Genomic DNA, 17,197 nt, shown 5'->3' with positions numbered 1-17,197 from the left:
CTATAGGCCCGTTTCTGCCGGTGTTGACCGGCAGCGGTGGGTTTCACTCAGACCAGACGAGCGCCGCCGTCGATGTTTAGCGTGGCGCCGTTCATAAAGGTGTTGGCCATCAGGAAAACAGTAGCGGCGCCCGCTTCGGCGGCGCTACCGATGCGATGCAACGGTAGCACTTGCTCCCACGCGCGCACGTACGCATCGCGGCCTTCACCCAGGGCTTTGCTAAAAATGGGGGTGTCGATCGGGCCTGGGGACAGGGTGTTCACACGGATGGGCGCCAACTCCAGGGCCAGGCCACGTGCCAACGCTTCCATTGCCGCCGATGCAGCCGCGATCACGGCAGTGCCATGAGCGTTGGGCCGGTCGGCCAAACAGCCAGATATAAAGACGATGGAGCCGTCCTTGGACAACCGATTTCCCAACGCCCGGATGGCGTGCAACGAAGCCCATAGACGCTCTTCGAACGCTCGCCGCAGGTAGTCGATATCAGCGTCCAGCACCTTGCCCGCTACAAACGTGCCGGCGAGCAGAACCCCTCCATCAAGGCATTGTGGCCAGAGAGCCGCCGAGGCAGCCCGAATGTGAAGGCGTTTGTGGGTTTCCTGAACGAGCTATTTCCCAGCCCTACCGCATGGGACGAGATCGTAGCGAAGGCTTAGCGCCAGGTTTTTTTCTGAAGTGGATTCAACCGATCGATGCAACTGGGAGAAAAAGGAGCGCTTTGGATTGTCCGGACCTTGCTGCATTCGTATACGCCAGCAAGGTCCGTTCTATCAGCGACAATACTCAATAGCCAGGTCAGCTCATGCGACTTGCATGAGCTTCGCATAAGTCTGCAGATGGTGATCGTCATCCCCAAACTGTCGCGCCACCATCAGCAGATGCTTGGCGTGGTGCGACAGCATGTATTCCCATGTCAGGCCGATGCCGCCGTGCAACTGGATGCCTTGATCGGCAATGAATCGACTGGCGCGGCTGACGATAAACTTGGCCGCCGCGAGGATACGACTGCGTTCTTCACTGTCCTGCTGATCAGCCACACAAGCCGCGAGCAACGTCATGGAGGTGGCCTGGTCGAGTTCGATGCGCATGTCGACCATACGATGCTGCAATGCCTGGAACTTGCCGATTGGCTGGCCAAATTGCTGACGTGTTTTCAGGTAGTCGAGCGTCAGTGCGCACGCCGTTTCCATGCTGCCAACGGCTTCGGAGCATTGTGCGGCGATGCACCGGCCCTGCTGGTAACGCAGCGCCGGCAAGGCGCGACCCACGTCACCCAGCACCGCGCTGCTTTTGACGAAGACATCATCGAGATACAGCTCGCAGGCCTTGCGTCCGTCTATCGTTGCAAATGAACGGCGACGTACTCCGCTGTCTTGCGCATCGACCAGGAACAGGCTGATGCCCTGCTCGTCTCGAACCCCATTGCTGGTACGCGCAGAAACCAGTATCAGCCCGGCGCTTTGGCCGCCTACGACGACAGACTTGCGACCGTTGAGTTTCCAGCCACCGTTCACCGGCTCAGCCGTGGTTTGTACATCGTGCAGTTGGTAGTGACTATGCGGTTCATCCAGCGCTACCGCCATCTGCAAACCCGCGTTGCCCAGTTGCGTCAGCAGCGTTTCTTTCTGCGACTCTGTGCCCGATTGTGCGACCAGTCCACCGGCGAAAATCACTGAATGCAGATAGGGTTCCAGGCACAGTCCCCGGCCCAACTCGGTCATGATCAGCATGTTTTCCACGCCACTGCCGCCGAATCCACCGTACGCTTCGGCGAACGGTACGGCGCATAACCCGAGGTCACCCAGTTGTTGCCAGAACGCGCGACTGAAGCCGTGCCCGGTGCGGCTGAATTGTTCGCGCTGCTCGAAACCGTAGGTGTCACGCACCAGTCGCGCGGCCGTGTCTTGCAGCATCAGCTGCTCTTCTGTCAGTTTGAAATCCATGGTCGGCCCCTTACAGTTCGAGAATCATTTTGGCGATGATGTTCTTCTGGATCTCGTTGGCCCCGCCATAAATCGAAGCCTTGCGTGAATCCAGATACTGATAGGTGGCCGCACTGCTGTAGTCGGTGTACAGCAACGGTTCACTGCCATAACCCAGCTCGTCTTCAATGAACGGCATGGCGTAAGGGCCAACGGCTTTGCTGATCAGGTAAGTGATCGCCTGCCGAATTTCGGTACCCTTGATTTTCAGGAACGAGCTTTCCGCACCGGGTACGCCGCCGTCACGCACCGCAGCCAGCGTGCGGAGACTGCTCATTTCGGCGGCCATCAACTGCATCTCGACCTCGGCGATTTGCGTACGAAACAGCGGGTCCTCAATCAACGGACGACCATCGCGTTCTTCCTGACTGGCAATGTGCTTGAGGCGGCTAAGCAGTGCCTTGTTTTGCGCGATGCCGCCAATGCTGGTGCGCTCGTGGGTGAGCAGGTACTTGGCGCAGGTCCAGCCCTGATTTTCCTCCCCCACCAGGTTCGTCACCGGCACCCGCACGTTGTCGAAAAACACTTCGTTGACTTCATGCTCACCGTCGAGGGTGATGATCGGCCGCACGGTGATGCCCGGCGTCTGCATGTCGATCAGCAGAAAAGAAATACCCCGCTGCTGTCGCGCCTCAGGATCGGTACGCACCAGGCAAAACATCCAGTCGGCATAGTGCGCCAGGGTGGTCCAGGTCTTCTGACCATTGACCACATAGTGATCGCCTTCACGAACGGCGCGAGTCTTCAATGAAGAAAGATCAGAGCCGGCACCCGGCTCGGAATAGCCCTGACACCACCAGTCTTCACTCGTGAGAATACGTGGCAGAAAATGCGATTTCTGCTCGGACGTACCGAACTTGATGATCACCGGGGCAACCATTTTCAGCCCGAAGGACGACACTTTAGGGGCACCGGCAGCAAAGCATTCCTCGTCGAAAATGTGCTTTTGCACATCGCTCCAGCCCGTACCGCCAAACTCGACCGGCCAGCCTGGTGCCAGCCAGCCTTGTCGGTTGAGTGTCTGCATCCATTGCACTTGATGCTCTTTGCTCAGGCGCTTGCCCTGTGAAATGCGCGCGGCCATCTCGACCGGCAAATGGTTGCGCAGCCAGGCTCGAACCTCATCGCGAAAGGCGCGTTCGTCCGGCGTGAAATTTATGTCCATCAATCAACTCCAAAAGCGCTTGGGTGTGCCCTGATCCGAATACCCCAAAATCCTTCTGTAGGCGCTGTCGAGTGAAACGAGGCTGCGATCTTTTGATCTTTAAAAGCAAAGATCGCAGCCTCGTTTCACTCGACAGCGCCTACAGGGATATCGGATCGGTACGCAGGGGGTTATTCGTCGAAGATGATCACCGAGCGCGCCAGTTCGCCACGGCGCAGTTCATCGAAGGCTTCGTTGATCTGGTCCAGACGAATACGCTGGGAAATCATTTCATCCAGCTTGAGCTTGCCGGCCATGTAGAAGTCCACCAGGCGTGGCATGTCCACCGGGAAGCGGTTCGACCCCATCAGCGAACCCTGGACACGACGCTCATGCAGCAATTGGAAAGGGTCCAGTTCGATTTTCAGGCCGGGTTTGAGCATCCCGATAATGGTGGCGGTGCCGCCGCGCGCAAGCATGGCGAAGGCCTGCTCGGCCGTCTGCTTAAGGCCGATGCATTCAAACGAGTGGTGCACGCCGCCACGGGTCAGTTCCATCACCTGCTTGGCCGCATCGCCGTCCCTGCCGTTGATCACATCAGTGGCGCCGAACTGGCGAGCCAGTTCCAGTTTGGAATCGAGCATGTCGATGGCGATGATCCGCCCTGCCCCGGCCAGCGCTGCGCCGTTGATTGCGGCCAGACCAATGCCGCCGCAACCGATCACGGCCACGGTCTCGCCCGGGCGCACTTTGGCGGTGTTGAATACTGCGCCGGTGCCAGTGGTGACGGCGCAACCGAGCAACGCGGCCCGGTCCAGCGGCATGTCGCGACGGATCGCCACGCAAGCGTTTTCGTGCACCAGCATCTGCTCGGCGAAACCGGAGAGGTTGACGAACTGCGGCATCGGTTTTTGCACGTAGGTCAGGCGTGATTCCTCGTCCTTGTCGCGCTTGGTTTCCGGGGAAACGCAGCGTGCCAGATGGCCAGTCACGCAGTGCTCGCAGTGACCGCAGAACACAGTGAGGCACGTAACCACATGATCACCCGGCTTGACCGAACGCACTTCAGAGCCGACCTGCTCGACCACGCCGGCCGCCTCGTGGCCCAACACCAACGGGCCTGGATACGGAAACGAGCCGTCAATGACATGCAAATCCGAATGGCAGACGCCCACGGCCTTGGTGCGAATCAGCACTTCACGCGAGCCCGGTTTGCTGATGCCCACTTCTTCGATGACCAGCGGAGCTCCAACCTGATGGAAAACGGCAGCTTTCATAAGTTTTTCTCGACAATGAAGTTAGACATTCAGGCCGGTTTTACCGGCGAGCGGAACACAGCCTTGGCGTGGCTGAAGGTGCGGAAGCCGTCGATGCCGTGATAGGCACCCATGCCGCTCTGGCCGACGCCGCCGAACGGCAGGCTCTCGCAGCTGGCATGGCTCATGACGCCGTTGAGGGTCACGCCACCGGAGCAAGTGCGGTTGAGCACTGACGCCTCTTCGGCGGGATCATTGCCGAGGTAATACAGCGCCAATGGCCGTGGCCGCGCGTTGATGAAGGCAATCACCTCGGCGAGGTTTTCATACGGTTTGATCGGCAACAGCGGCCCGAAGATTTCGTCCTGCATCACCTGCAAATCGTCCCCGGGGTTGCGCAGCAGGGTCGGCACCATCTTGTTGTGTGGCGCTTCGCTGAAATCCTCATCGGCCGGGTTCAGCTCGATCAACTCGACACCGGCGGCGCGCGCTTGACTCAGATAACCCTGTAAACGTTCAAGATGACGTGCATTGATGATCGAGGTGTACTCGGGATTGTCCTTGAGCGTCGGCAGAAAACCGCCGACCACCGCTTTGGCGACCGCGATGAACATGTCCACCGATTCCTGCGGCACGAATACATAATCCGGTGCCACGCAGAGCTGGCCAGCGTTGAGCAGCTTGCCGACGACCACCTTGGTCACCGCCATCTTGAAATCGGCCGTGCGGGAAATGATGGCCGGGGACTTGCCACCCAATTCCAGCGTCACCGGCACCAGGTTCTCCGCCGCTGCACGCAGCACGTGTTTGCCGATACTGGTAGCGCCGGTGAACAGCAAATGGTCGAACGGTTGGCCGCAAAACGCCTGGCCGACGTCGGGCCCGCCAAGCACCACCGCCACTTCTTCTTCGGCGTAGACCGAGCGGATCAGCCGCGCAATCAATGCCGAGGTGTGCGGGTTGAATTCCGACGGTTTGATCATCACTCGGTTGCCGGCCGCCAAGGCACCCGCCAGTCCGCTGAACACCATGTAGCCGGGCACGTTCCAGGCCGTCACGATGCCGATCACGCCCAGTGGCTGGTACTGAACCCAGGCTTCGCCCTGCTCGGTATGCCGCGCTTCGGGTTCCATCCATTCGGCCAGTTTGGCCCTGGTGTGCTTGAGCGTTGCCAACGGCGACAGCACTTCGCTGCCTTTGGAGAATCCCGGACTGCGGTGGCCGAAATCAGCCGTCAGGGCCGCAATGATTTCCTGCTCATGGTTGACCAGCAGGCTGATCGCCCGATCGATCAATTCGCAGCGTTGTTCGACGGTGTAGGGTTCACTGGCCAGGAACGCTGCCCTTTGCTTTTCCAGGATCGTGCGGATATCGGTGCTCGGCGAATGCTCGATGGCGCTCATCACTACCTCTCTTGTTTTTGTCTGGACGCCACCGCGGTTGCGCAGCAAAGCGTCGGGCCTGGCTGCATGGTTGACCATCATTCATTCGGTGCCGCCACCCGGATCAGGTGGGTGGTGCCAAGCGCACGGTTTTCAAGCCAGGATTCCCATCGCTTTCGCGCTGTTGATGGCTTGGGTACGACGGCAGGCACCGAGTTTGACGTTGATGTTCTTGGCGTGGGTTTTGACGGTATTGACGGAAATGAACAGGCGATGACCGACCTCGCGCACCGACATGCCTTCGGCCAGCAACTTGAGCACTGACACCTCGCGGGTCGTCAGACCGTCCTGGTAATCCGGCACGCTGGTGACACACGCCACAGAAGGCTTGTCGCTGTCTGCACCCCGTTCACGGTCGAGAATCCGGGCTTTCTGCAGGGCGATCGGACGCTGGTAGCACACGCTGTCGATCTTGCCCCAGTGCATTCGGCGCTCGGCTTCGTAGAGCAGCAAATGGGCCTGTTCAATGTCATCGTTGCGCGAGGCAATCTCGGACAACAACAAATAGGCATCCAGCACGAACGGTGCGCAGCAATCTCGCACTTGTAAAAGTCCACCCTGCACGACCTGTTCGGCTTCAACCGTGTGACCTTGCTGCAACAGCAACTCGCCTTGCAGGAACATCAGTCGACCGAGCAGCGGATAAGGCTGGGTTCGGCTGCCCGTGAGTTGCGCAAGCTCCGAGCGCAACAGCGATTGCGCCATTCCCAGGTGCCCCTGAAGCATCAACAAACGCACCCGGTCTGTATTCACCAACGCTTCAGCGTCACGACTGCCCTGGCGCCGGGCCAGCTCCAGCGAATGCTCCAGCAGCACCTGGGCCTCGGTCAGCTCACCGGTTTTCATGGCGATGCGTGCCAGGGTGCAATGGCACAACAGCACTGAAAGCCAATCCTGGGCCGTCAGATGACGAAGGGAAGCATGGCAATGCAGGCGCGCCTGTTCGGTGTTCCCGCGCAACGCCTGCAACGTTCCATACAACCCCTGCCAGTTCGCCAGTAACCGCCGACTGCGTTGCGGATCAGGCAGCGGCAGGAAGTGCCCGAGGCGGTGCAGGCATTCTTCGGCTTCGCTCAATCGGCCACTGAACAACAACGCCCTGCCGCTCAAATAGATCAAGCGTGGGCTGCTCTGTAAGAGCTGCGGTTCGATGCGTTCGCGCCAGTCCATGAAGCGGCCTAGATGGCGTTCGCTCAAAATCCAGCTCAGCCATAACCGCTCCATGTAAGTGGCGGCCATTTCTGGTTGATCGGCACTCAACGCCTGCTCGACCGCATCATCGACTTTCCCCAGCACGCTCAGCAACTGACAGGCCCGCAGGCGCAGCCGATTCAATGGCGCGCCGCTGAGCCGGCTTTGCAGCGCTTGCGCCACTGCGGGCAACAAGCGAAACCAACCGGGTTGGTTGTCTATCGGGAACAGGAAAGCCTGACTGTCCAGCAAGCTCTGGAACACGTGGGCGCCCTGCTGTCCTTCCCAGAGTTGATCGCAAAGATCGACGCTGGCCTTGGATAAATGGGCCAGTCCGTTGAGCATTTCCTGCTGTCCGTCGCTCAGGCGCGACAGCCATTCACGTTCGAGGTATGGGTCGAGCAACGCGCAGGGCAGCAACCGCACTCCGGCGCACCAGCCGCCTGTTTGATGCCACAACTTTTCGCGTGAGACTGTGTCAATTTCGGGCACCTGCAAACTGACCAGCGATTCGAATTCATCCGGACGCAAGGCCAATTGTCGGGCATCCAGTTCCAGCAGTTCGCCTGTGAGCACCAGGTGTGGCAGGTTCCAGTCGGGACGCTGACGACAGGTGACCAGTACTTGCAGATTCGGGTTTTGCAGCGCGAGGAGCTGGTCGAACCATTGGTTCAGGTCTGCCGGCATTGCGGCGGGCAGGTCGTCGAAGACCACACGAATAGTCAGATTTTCACTGCCTGCGAGGGCCTCATCGCTGGCAAGCCAGCTCCCACATTCGATCGCATTCCCCTGTGGGAGCTGGCTTGCCTGCGATGGCGACAGATCAGTCACCCCATCCCGGGAACTGAAATAGCCCAGCAGGGCATCCGCCGCCGTATCGAGGGCTAGATCAAGTTCGCCAGCCAGCATCCCGGTCAAGCTATCAAGCGTCTGCAACCGCCCACCGAGGCTCAACCAAACCACCCGCCCAGGCGTCGCCACGCCCTTCAAATACTCGCGTAGCAACGCCGTCTTGCCGAAACCTGCAGGTGCGCAAAGGAGATGCAAGCGGCGCTGCTCGCGCTTGAGTACGTCGCACAAATGCGGCCGTGGCACAAACATGGCGGACCTCGCTGATGGTGTGTGGATGCCATCATTGAACGCACCAATGGTTTATGCGCCACCCGCATCAGGTGGTAGCAAACTGTAAGCACAACGCCCTGCGAACAGGGCGTTGCTTGGGGCAAGGTCGAACGGTCAGCGAATGCCGGCGTTACGCAGCGCAGATGGCGTGAAATCGGTCATCTTTGCCGTCATGCCGTAGGTCGTTGCATGTTTTGACTGGTTGGTCATCGCCAGCACATTGTAGCGACCGGCGATCAGGTCATAGATCGCGAGCATGGCGAAGTTAGGTGCCCCACGCTCGTAATCATTGACCGCATAGCCTTCCGCCACACGCCAGAGCTGACCACGACCGTCATAGTGGTCAACCTCGGCGAGTTGCCAGGTGTCTTCGTCGAAATACATGTCACGCTTGGCATACACATGACGTTGACCCGGCTTGAGTGTGGCCTCGACATGCCACACGCGATGCAGCTCGTAACGGGTCAGGTCCTGATTGATGTGCCCCGGTTTGATGATGTCGTCGTATTTGACCTTCGGCGACTGCAACCGGTAATTGTTGTACGGAATGTACAGCTCTTTTTTGCCAATCAATTTCCAGTCATAACGATCCGGCGCGCCGTTCATCATGTCGGTGTTGTCGGCGGTGCGCATGCCGTCAGAACCGTTGCCGGGCCCATCGTAGGCGACCTGCGGCGCGCGGCGCACGCGGCGTTGGCCGGCGTTGTAGACCCACGCCAGGCGCGGCTCCTTGACCTGGTCGATGGTCTCGTGAATCAGGATCACAGAACCTGCCATGCGCGATGGTGCGGTGATTTCCTGTTTGTAGTAGTACAGAACGTTGTCGCCTTGCCCGCCTTCGACGCCTTCCATCAGTTGCGGGAAAGCCAGCTTGTCGTCGTACTCGACGATGGAATACGAGCCGTTGGTTTGCGGCGCGGCCTGAGCCGCCTGGCGCTCCATGTTGCCACCGCGATAACGGTTGGTATGGTTCCAGTAAACCTCCACACCGTTCTTCGGAATCGGGAACGGGTAATAGCGGGTCTGCGTGAAATTCAGCAAGCCGTTGCCATCGGGTGTCAGGTCGGTGGTTACCGCACTCTTCTTGGCAATGTCATAGATGTTCTGTGGCGACGCCGCCGTACGCTGGGTCTTGTACACCGGGATTGTGTAGCTGTCCGGATAACGCTTGAACATCGCCAGTTGGCCCGGTGTCAGCTTGTCCTTGTACTGTTCGGCATTGGCCGCAGTGATCACCAGTTGCGGCTTTTCGCCAGCGAACGGATCACCGAGGAAACCGTTATCGAGCACCGCCGCTCCGGGCTTCAAACCACCGGTCCAGGCGGGAATGCTGCCGTTGCCATTGCCCTCTTTCTGAGCGCCCAAAGGCGTCAGCGTGGTGCCCAACTGCGCGGCCTCCTGGGGCGTGACGGCGGCCATTACACCGCTGGCCAGCAGCGACAGGCTCAGTGCGCCAGCGCGCAGAATAAAACGTGCGTTCATGTTCAATTACCTCTGGCAGGGTTGCATCAGAAATTCACGCCGAAGCTGAGCGCAACGTAGTCGCGGTCGACGTTGGTGTTGAAATCGCCACCGAAGTAGTTGGTGTAACTCAGGCTGGCGGTATAGGTGTTCAGGTAGTCGGCATCCACACCGAGGCTGACGGCTTTGGAACCTTCGTCGAAGTTCGGGCCATAACCTTCAACGTCATGGGACCAGGCGATGTTGGGCGACAGGTTGATACCGGCAATCACGTTCTGGTAATCCAGCTTGCCGCGCAGCCGATAGCCCCAGCTGTTGCTGGTGTAGAAGCCATCGTCGTTGCACTCCTGCGCCGGGTTGCTCGCCGTCGCCGCGCCCGCTGCGGTGCCGCGACAGGTGGCCGCGCCCGCTGCGCCCGGCAACTCGCCGGAGCCGAAGGCCGGGCTACGACCGAAACGCAGGTCAGAGCCATCGGCCTTGCCCAGGCCGTTGATGTGGTTGTAACCCACTTCACCGATCAAGGTCAGACGACTCGCTCCCAGCACCTGCTCAAAGAACTGGGTTGCAGTTACCTGCGCCTGCGTCACCGGCATGCGCTTGTAGCCATTGACCTCGGCACCCAGCGTGCGACCGGCGAAACCGGTGGTGATCAGTGGCGAAGTCGCGCCGAAGGTGGCGGCGGACAGCAAGTCGGCGGTGTTCAGTTGCAGCGGCATGTTCGGCCGGTAGCTGACTTCGCCACCCAGCGATACGCCCTCGACGTTGGTCTGGAAGCTCAGGCCGTACAGGCGAATATCTTCCGGATAGTCGATGAAGTAACGGGTGCTGCGCGCCGAGGTCACACCGCCTGCCGCACTGGTCATCTGATTGATGCTCAAGTACGGATTGCGGCTGTGGTAGTTCATTGCGTAGGCGCCGAACTCGGTGTCGTTGGCTTCCGGGACATACCAGCGCAACGCCAGGCCGTATTGCCCGCTGTTGCGCGCATCGTTGTCCTTCAAGCGCGGAATGTAGGCATCGTCGGTGCCCGCCGCGATGGCAGCCAAACCACCGGTGTTCTTGGCCACACCCGGCGGCAAGTCGAGACCGGCGATTACCAGGCGGTCATTACAGCCTTGGGGTACGCCGTCACTGCCGAAGAACGTACCGCAGTTATCGACCACCGATTTATCCCACTGCAACTGATAGAACGCTTCAGCGGTAACGTTGTCGGCCAGCCCCTGCGACACGTAAAGCAGGTTGACCGGAATCAGCCCTTCCTTCACTTCCGCACCGGGCCGGCGCAATGCCGCTACGTCAATCGGGTTGATGCTGTTGATCGAGTTGCCGATAAACGTACTCTCGCCCCAGCTCACTACTTGTTTGCCGACCCGTACGTTGCCGACCTGATCGCCGAGGGTGTAGTTGTGGTAGACGAAGCTGTCGAGGAACATTGCCCCGGACGACTTGGCGGCGCGGTCACGCCCCGAGTCATCGATGTCGTAGAACGGACGGCTCTCGTCCATCAACTCGAAGTCATACCAATACTTTCCGCGCACAAACGCGCCGCTGTCGCCGTACTTCAGCTCCAGGTCATGCACGCCCTTGAAGATCTTCGAGAAGGTTTCACCCTTCTTGAAATTCAGGCGGTTGTCGTCGGTGGTCCGGGAGGCAGATTCACCACCGGCTACACCCTGACTATTGAAGTTGGAAATGAACTGCTTGTCCGGGTTGGCCGCCGACCAACTGGCACCGATCGACAGCGATGAATCGAACGAGCCTTGAATCTCCCCGATATTGAAATCAACAGCGTGAGCCTGATTGCTCGCGCAGGTGGCAATCATTACAGCTACGGCCAGCAGACTTGGCTGGAAGACTCCGCGCATTGTTGTTTTTGTCATGCGGTTTCTCCGGTTAAGGATGACGTGGTGAGCGCCCATGCTAGCGAGGCGCCCGTGTTGTCCTCACACCCGATCGGGTGATTTGGATGAAGTGTTTCCGTGTGATTTTCCAGCGGCGTAACGGCCCGGTTTGAGATGCGCTCAGCGGGCGTTACGCTCGGTGACACTTACCCGGTAAACGTGGCTGGGCGTTTCTCGATAAACGCCGAAACGGCTTCGCGGTGATCGGCGGTCTGGTGCGCCATCACCTGGAAACTGGCGGACATTTCCAGCAGCGTGTCGAGTCGTGTGTGCAAGGCTTCACGCAATAACCGTTTGGCCAGCCGCACCGCGTGTGGCGGGTTGGCCGCAATCGCGGTCGCGAGTTCGCGGGCGCTGTCCAGCAGTTGTTCGGCCGGTACTACACGGGACACCAGGTTCCATTCCGCCGCCTGGCGGGCATCGATCATTTGCCCGGTCAGCGTCAGTTCAGTGGCGCGTGACAGGCCAATAATGCGAGGCAACAACCACGCACCACCGTCGCCGGGAATAATCCCCAGCTTGACGAAGCTCTCGGCGAACTTCGCCTGCTCGGACGCCACGCGGATGTCACACATGCAGGCCAAATCCAGACCTGCGCCAATGGCTGCGCCATTCACCGCTGCAATCACCGGCACTTCCAGATTGAACAGCGCCAGCGGTAAACGCTGAATACCGGTGCGGTATTCCTGACGCAATTCCATCCCCGACATCTGCGCGTAGCGGTCCATATCGCGAACGTTGCCGCCAGAGCAAAATGCGCTGCCGGCACCGGTGATGATCACCGCGCGAACACTGCTGTCGCGTTCGATCCGTTCGATGGCTTCGAGGAACTCGGGAACGGCGCTATTGCCGGTCAGCGGATTACGGCGTTCGGGATCGTTCATCGTCAGGGTGACGACATGACCTTCTTGTTCGTATTTCAGAAAGTTGCTCATGGGTCTAGTCCTTAAGCGGTTTGCGACGAGATAACGTGGCGCACGAATTCACAAGCGGTCGCATTCGGCTGCGCCAGAAATGCCTGGCCGACGATGCCGTTCCACCAGGTTTCCGAGCCTTCGCTGACGCGCCACTCGTGCAGACGTCGGGTGAGCAGTTGCAAGTCCAGCTCTTCAGTCACGCCGATGGCACCGAACAGCGCATGGGCGATGGCCGTCACCTGCGGCACCGCCATGCTGGTGCGCGCCTTGGCGATGGCCGCCTGGATCAACGAAGGGACCGGCTGATCGCCGGAAAAAGCCACTTCAGCGGCCATTCGCGAAGCGGCTACCTGCTCCGCCATGACGCTGAGCTGGTGCTAAACCGCCTGGAATTTGCCGATGGCCTTGCCGAACTGGACCCGGTCATTGCAGTACTCAAGCGTTGTGTCGAGAACCTGCTCCATGGCCCCGGCAATGGCCGCCGCGTGGATTGCGGCGCTGAACAGTCGAACTTCTTCGCCGTTGTCGCCCAATACGGTGCCGACGGTTTCCCGCGACCAATACAACGTGGCGCACTGACTGGCGTGAACACCACTGGGCTCACGCCGTGCCTGACTGCAATCGAGCAACAGCAACTCGCCATCCAGGTTCACCAGTGCGAAGTCCGCCAACAGGCCGTAAGCCATGCGCGGCGTGCACAACACACCATCGGCCTCTCGAAAAGCTGTGCCGGCCAGAGTCAGCATGCCGGCCGGTGGCAATTGCGGGCAGTCGCGCATCAACGCGCGGGCGGCGATGCTCTGGGCTGCCGGAACTGGCAATGCATGACGCCCGAACGCAAGAAAAATCGGGAACAGCGCCGACAGCATCAACCCCGCGCCATCGGCCACTTCCGGCGTCAACAACTCCAGAAACCCGCCCTCCTCCAGCGCATTCCACAGCGCCGTTGCGCCGTCGCCGCTTTCAACCGCGCGAACCAGCGTCGGCGTGCACAAGTCAGTCAGTATTTTTTCAATCGCTTCAGTGAACATGTCGATGTGTCCTATTCGATGTGCATCAACGCAGGCCGAGGCCGCGGGCGATCATGCCGCGCAGGATTTCCCGGGTGCCGCCGCGCAACGAGAAGGTTGGTGCGACCTGGTTCAGGTAAGCGACGGTGCGGTACAACGCCTCATCGACCGGAGCATTCGGGTCAGCGCTGATCACCGCCGCAATCGCCGCCGGGATCGACTGTTCGAATTCGGTGCCGATGTCCTTGACCAATGCTGCCTCCACCACCGGGCTTTCGCCCCGTGCAAGCAACGCCGTCAGCGCCAGCGAAAGGTTGCGCAGGCTGGTCAGTTGCGTAAGGAAACTGCCGAGCAACGAAGTCTCGGCGGCGCTGGCACCCGTGCGGCGCAAGGTGTTGGCCCATAGATCAAGCAGCACCACGCTGGAGTAGAAACGCTCCGGCCCGCTGCGCTCGAAGGCCAGTTCGGCATTGACCTGTTTCCAGCCGCTGCCCTCCTCGCCCACCAATGCGTCTTCGTCGAGCAATACATCGTCGAACGCCACTTCAGAGAAGTGCGCGTCGCCGGCGAGGTCGACGATGGGACGCACGCTGATACCCGGTTGCTTGAGGTCGATGATGAATTGCGACAGACCGTTGTGGCGGTCCTCGGGCGAACCGCTGGTGCGCACCAGGGCAATCATGTAGTCGGCGTGATGCGCGTTGGTGGTCCAGATTTTGCGCCCGCTCAAGCGCCAGCCACCTTCGCAGCGGGTGGCGCGACTGCGCACGCTGGCCAGGTCGGAGCCGGAGTTCGGTTCGCTCATGCCGATACAGAAAAACGCTTTGCCAGCGCAGATACGCGGGAGGTAGAAATCTTTCTGCGCATCGCTGCCGAACTTCAGGATCAACGGCCCGCTCTGGCGATCGGCGATCCAGTGCGCCGCCACCGGGGCACCAGCAGACAGCAGCTCTTCGACCAGGACAAAGCGACTGAACGCATCCAGCCCGGCACCACCGTAGGCGGCGGGCAAGGTCAAGCCGACCCAGCCACGACCGGCCAGCTTGCGGCTGAATTCAGCATCGAAGCCGGTCCAGCTGCGCGCCCGCACATCGGCCGAGACGGCTGGCAGGTGCGCTGCCAGAAAGCCTTTGACCTCTGCGCGAAACGCCTCCGCGTGTGCGGGTAACGCGGTCAAACGGAAGGCGTCGAGCAAGCTGCTCACTGGCCACCCCCGCTGACTTTTCCGTACAGCGTCACCACACAGGCACCGCCCAGACCGAGGTTATGCGCCATCGCCAGGCGTGCCCCTGCAACCTGACGCTGCTCGGCTTTGCCACGCAGTTGCTGGGTCAGCTCGTAGCACTGCGCCAGACCGGTGGCACCCAGCGGATGCCCCTTGGACAGCAGGCCGCCAGACGGGTTAACCACGATTTGGCCGCCGTAGGTGTTGTCGCCGTCCATCACGAATTTTTCCGCGCCACCCTCGGGGCAGAAACCCAGCGATTCGTAGCAGATCACTTCGTTCTGAGCGAAGCAGTCGTGCAGCTCGCACACGTCGATATCTTTCGGGCCAACACCGGCCTTCTCGTAGACCTGACTCACGGCCGCGTGGGTCATGTGCGTGCCGACCCAATCGAGCAGCGACGGCTTTTCGAAATTGAATGACTCAGGGGTGTCGGTGGTCATCGCTTGGGCGACGATTTCCACGTCGCGGCGCAGGCCATGTTTCCTGGCAAAACGCTCGGACACCAGGATTGCCGCCGCGCCGCCGCAGGTCGGCGGGCAGGCCATCAGACGGGTCAACACACCTGGCAGAATCACCGGGTCGTTCATCACGTCTTCGACACTGAGCACCTTGCGAAACAGTGCCAGCGGGTTGTTGGCAGCATGACGGCTGGCCTTCGCGCGCACAGCGGCGAAGGTTTCCATTTTTGTGCCGTATTTGTGCATGTACTCACGCCCGGCACCGCCAAAGGTCCGGATGGCTTGCGGCATGCCATCCAGATCGGCGGTCAGGCCACGCAGGATCGGCAGGAAGCGTTCACGGGTGGGCGGCCGGTCGTCCCAATGGGATTTCAGCGCCCCGGCCTGCATCTGTTCGAAGCCGACCGCCAGCACGCAATCGGCGGAACCAGACTCGATGGCCTTGCGCGCCAGGTACAGCGCGGTGGAACCGGTGGAGCAATTGTTGTTGACGTTGACCACTGGAATCCCGGTCATGCCGACTTCGTACAACACGGTCTGGCCGCAGGTGGAGTCGCCGTAGACGTACCCGGCGTAAGCCTCCTGAACCAGGTTGTAATCGATGCCTGCATCGGCCAGGGCGCGGCGCACCGCTTCGGCGCCCATCTGCACGTAGGTCGGGCTGTCGCTGGGCTTGCGGAACGGGATCATGCCGACGCCGGCAACCAATACTTTTTCGCTCATGGTGTCACCTGAAAATGAGAGGGAAGGATCACAACTGGCGCGCGATCAGTTCGCGCAGTACTTCGCTGGTGCCGCCGAAAACGCGGGTTACGCGCATGTCGACGAATGCGCGGGCAATCGGGTACTCGAGCATGTAGCCGTAGCCGCCGTGCAACTGCACCATGTCGTCGATGCACTTCCACAGCGTTTCGGTGGCGAACAATTTGGCGATCGCCGACTCCTGCACCGTCAGGCGACGACGCATGTGCTCGGCGATGTAGTGGTCGATTGTCAGGCGCACGGCGGTGGCCTGGGCCTTGATGTCGGCAAGTTTGAATTTGGTGTTCTGGAAGTCCCAAACGGTCTGGTTGAAGGCCTTGCGGTCCTTCACGTACTCGACGGTCTGCTCCAGCAGGCGCTCAAGTTTGGCGGCGCAGTACAGTGCGATGACCAGGCGCTCTTGCGGCAGCTCTTCCATCAAATGCATGAAGCCTTTGTTTTCTTCGCCCAGCAGGTTGCCCACCGGCACGCGCACGTCGTCGAAGAACAGCTCTGCGGTATCGGCAGCGGCCTGGCCAACCTTGTCGAGCTTCTTGCCGCGACGGAAACCTTCGCGGTTGCATTCGACCATGATCAGACTGCAACCCTTGGCCCCGGCGCTTGGGTCGGTCTTGCACACCACCACGACCATGTCGCAGGTCAGGCCGTTGCTGATGAAGGTCTTGCTGCCGTTGATCACCCACTCGTCACCGTCACGCACGGCGGTGGTGCGGATCGCCTTCAGGTCGGAGCCGGTGCCGGGCTCGGTCATCGCCACGGCCAATACGGTTTCACCGGTGCAGATTTTCGGCAGCCATTGTTGCTTTTGCTCTTCGGTGCCCAGTCGCACGATGTACGGCGCGACGATGTCCGAATGCACGCCCAGGCTCCAGCCCGAAACACCTGCCCGGTACAGCTCTTCGATCAACACAGCCGAGTGACCGAAGTCACCGCCGCCACCGCCGTACTCGGTGGGCACGGTGAGGCACAGCAGGTTGTGACGACCAGCCTTGAGCCAGGTTTCCCGGTCAACCTGCCCGGCCTCGTCCCACTGCGCCTGCTTGGGCAGGCATTCACGCTCGAAGAAACGCCGCGCGGTTTCGCGCAGCATTTCGTGGTCTTCACGGTAGACGGTACGGTTGATGTGCATCGGGATCTCCAGTGGATTGCCAGGCAGGCGTGCGCCTGGTTCGTGGGATCAATGTATTGAGGTGGGGGGGGTATTGAAGCCACCCGGATCGGGTAGCGTTTGAAGCGCAGGTCGAATCGAATCGCTTCCCTGCAGGAGCTGCCGCAGGCTGCGATCTTTTGATGTTGTTTTTACGATCAAGATCAAAAGATCGC

Annotated in this window: 12 protein-coding genes and 1 pseudogene; all 13 read right to left on the bottom strand. The window is 60.4% G+C overall.

Going from position 1 to position 17,197, the window contains the following annotated elements; translation table 11 throughout:
- Positions 1-47: 47 nt before the first annotated feature.
- Positions 48-527, bottom strand: coding sequence for an SDR family oxidoreductase (locus KUF73_RS03975; protein WP_256345383.1), 480 nt, complete (start codon positions 525-527; stop codon positions 48-50).
- Between the two features lie 273 nt (positions 528-800).
- Positions 801-1,943 (bottom strand): acyl-CoA dehydrogenase family protein, encoded by a 1,143-nt coding sequence (locus tag KUF73_RS03970; protein WP_218436727.1) that lies wholly within the window; start codon positions 1,941-1,943, stop codon positions 801-803.
- A gap of 10 nt (positions 1,944-1,953) precedes the next feature.
- A complete protein-coding gene (locus KUF73_RS03965; RefSeq protein ID WP_218436726.1) occupies positions 1,954-3,147 on the bottom strand; it encodes an acyl-CoA dehydrogenase family protein in 1,194 nt (397 codons plus the stop codon).
- Positions 3,148-3,317: 170 nt separating this feature from the next.
- Positions 3,318-4,403 carry a Zn-dependent alcohol dehydrogenase gene (locus tag KUF73_RS03960; RefSeq protein ID WP_218436725.1) on the bottom strand — a complete coding sequence of 362 codons (1,086 nt, stop codon included), beginning with the start codon at positions 4,401-4,403 and terminating at the stop codon, positions 3,318-3,320.
- Between the two features lie 29 nt (positions 4,404-4,432).
- Entirely contained in the window at positions 4,433-5,785 is a 1,353-nt protein-coding gene (locus KUF73_RS03955; RefSeq protein ID WP_218436724.1) for a coniferyl aldehyde dehydrogenase, read from the bottom strand.
- A 132-nt stretch (positions 5,786-5,917) separates the two neighbouring features.
- Complete coding sequence (locus KUF73_RS31535) at positions 5,918-8,116, bottom strand: LuxR C-terminal-related transcriptional regulator (RefSeq protein ID WP_218436723.1); 2,199 nt, start codon at positions 8,114-8,116, stop codon at positions 5,918-5,920.
- Between the two features lie 135 nt (positions 8,117-8,251).
- Positions 8,252-9,619, bottom strand: a complete 1,368-nt coding sequence (locus tag KUF73_RS03945) for a DUF1329 domain-containing protein (protein ID WP_218436722.1) — start codon at positions 9,617-9,619, stop codon at positions 8,252-8,254.
- 26 nt (positions 9,620-9,645) lie between these two features.
- Complete coding sequence (locus KUF73_RS03940; protein WP_218436721.1) at positions 9,646-11,478, bottom strand: DUF1302 domain-containing protein; 1,833 nt, start codon at positions 11,476-11,478, stop codon at positions 9,646-9,648.
- Between the two features lie 167 nt (positions 11,479-11,645).
- A complete protein-coding gene (locus tag KUF73_RS03935) occupies positions 11,646-12,434 on the bottom strand; it encodes a crotonase/enoyl-CoA hydratase family protein (protein WP_218436720.1) in 789 nt (262 codons plus the stop codon).
- An 11-nt stretch (positions 12,435-12,445) separates the two neighbouring features.
- Positions 12,446-13,162: pseudogene (locus KUF73_RS03930) on the bottom strand (acyl-CoA dehydrogenase family protein).
- Positions 13,163-13,472: 310 nt separating this feature from the next.
- On the bottom strand, positions 13,473-14,630 hold the full coding sequence (locus KUF73_RS03925) for an acyl-CoA dehydrogenase family protein (RefSeq protein ID WP_218436719.1): 1,158 nt from the start codon (positions 14,628-14,630) through the stop codon (positions 13,473-13,475).
- Entirely contained in the window at positions 14,627-15,835 is a 1,209-nt protein-coding gene (locus tag KUF73_RS03920; RefSeq protein WP_218436718.1) for a lipid-transfer protein, read from the bottom strand. Before KUF73_RS03920 ends, KUF73_RS03925 begins: the two co-directional genes overlap by 4 nt.
- A 28-nt stretch (positions 15,836-15,863) precedes the next feature.
- Positions 15,864-17,003, bottom strand: a complete 1,140-nt coding sequence (locus tag KUF73_RS03915; protein ID WP_218436717.1) for an acyl-CoA dehydrogenase family protein — start codon at positions 17,001-17,003, stop codon at positions 15,864-15,866.
- Positions 17,004-17,197 lie beyond the last annotated feature (194 nt).

Source organism: Pseudomonas sp. PD9R (assembly GCF_019200975.1).
In the GTDB taxonomy this organism is placed as follows: Bacteria; Pseudomonadota; Gammaproteobacteria; order Pseudomonadales; family Pseudomonadaceae; genus Aquipseudomonas.
Note: the sequence above shows the minus strand (reverse complement) of the source record. Positions and strands in the feature narration are given on the sequence as shown.

Coding starts and splice junctions, on each gene's coding strand:
- KUF73_RS03970 (WP_218436727.1), bottom strand. CDS start 1,943: ATGGATTTCAAACTGACAGAAGAGCAGCTGATGCTGCAAGACACGGCC.
- KUF73_RS03965 (WP_218436726.1), bottom strand. CDS start 3,147: ATGGACATAAATTTCACGCCGGACGAACGCGCCTTTCGCGATGAGGTT.
- KUF73_RS03960 (WP_218436725.1), bottom strand. CDS start 4,403: ATGAAAGCTGCCGTTTTCCATCAGGTTGGAGCTCCGCTGGTCATCGAA.
- KUF73_RS03955 (WP_218436724.1), bottom strand. CDS start 5,785: ATGAGCGCCATCGAGCATTCGCCGAGCACCGATATCCGCACGATCCTG.
- KUF73_RS31535 (WP_218436723.1), bottom strand. CDS start 8,116: ATGTTTGTGCCACGGCCGCATTTGTGCGACGTACTCAAGCGCGAGCAG.
- KUF73_RS03945 (WP_218436722.1), bottom strand. CDS start 9,619: ATGAACGCACGTTTTATTCTGCGCGCTGGCGCACTGAGCCTGTCGCTG.
- KUF73_RS03940 (WP_218436721.1), bottom strand. CDS start 11,478: ATGACAAAAACAACAATGCGCGGAGTCTTCCAGCCAAGTCTGCTGGCC.
- KUF73_RS03935 (WP_218436720.1), bottom strand. CDS start 12,434: ATGAGCAACTTTCTGAAATACGAACAAGAAGGTCATGTCGTCACCCTG.
- KUF73_RS03920 (WP_218436718.1), bottom strand. CDS start 15,835: ATGAGCGAAAAAGTATTGGTTGCCGGCGTCGGCATGATCCCGTTCCGC.
- KUF73_RS03915 (WP_218436717.1), bottom strand. CDS start 17,003: ATGCACATCAACCGTACCGTCTACCGTGAAGACCACGAAATGCTGCGC.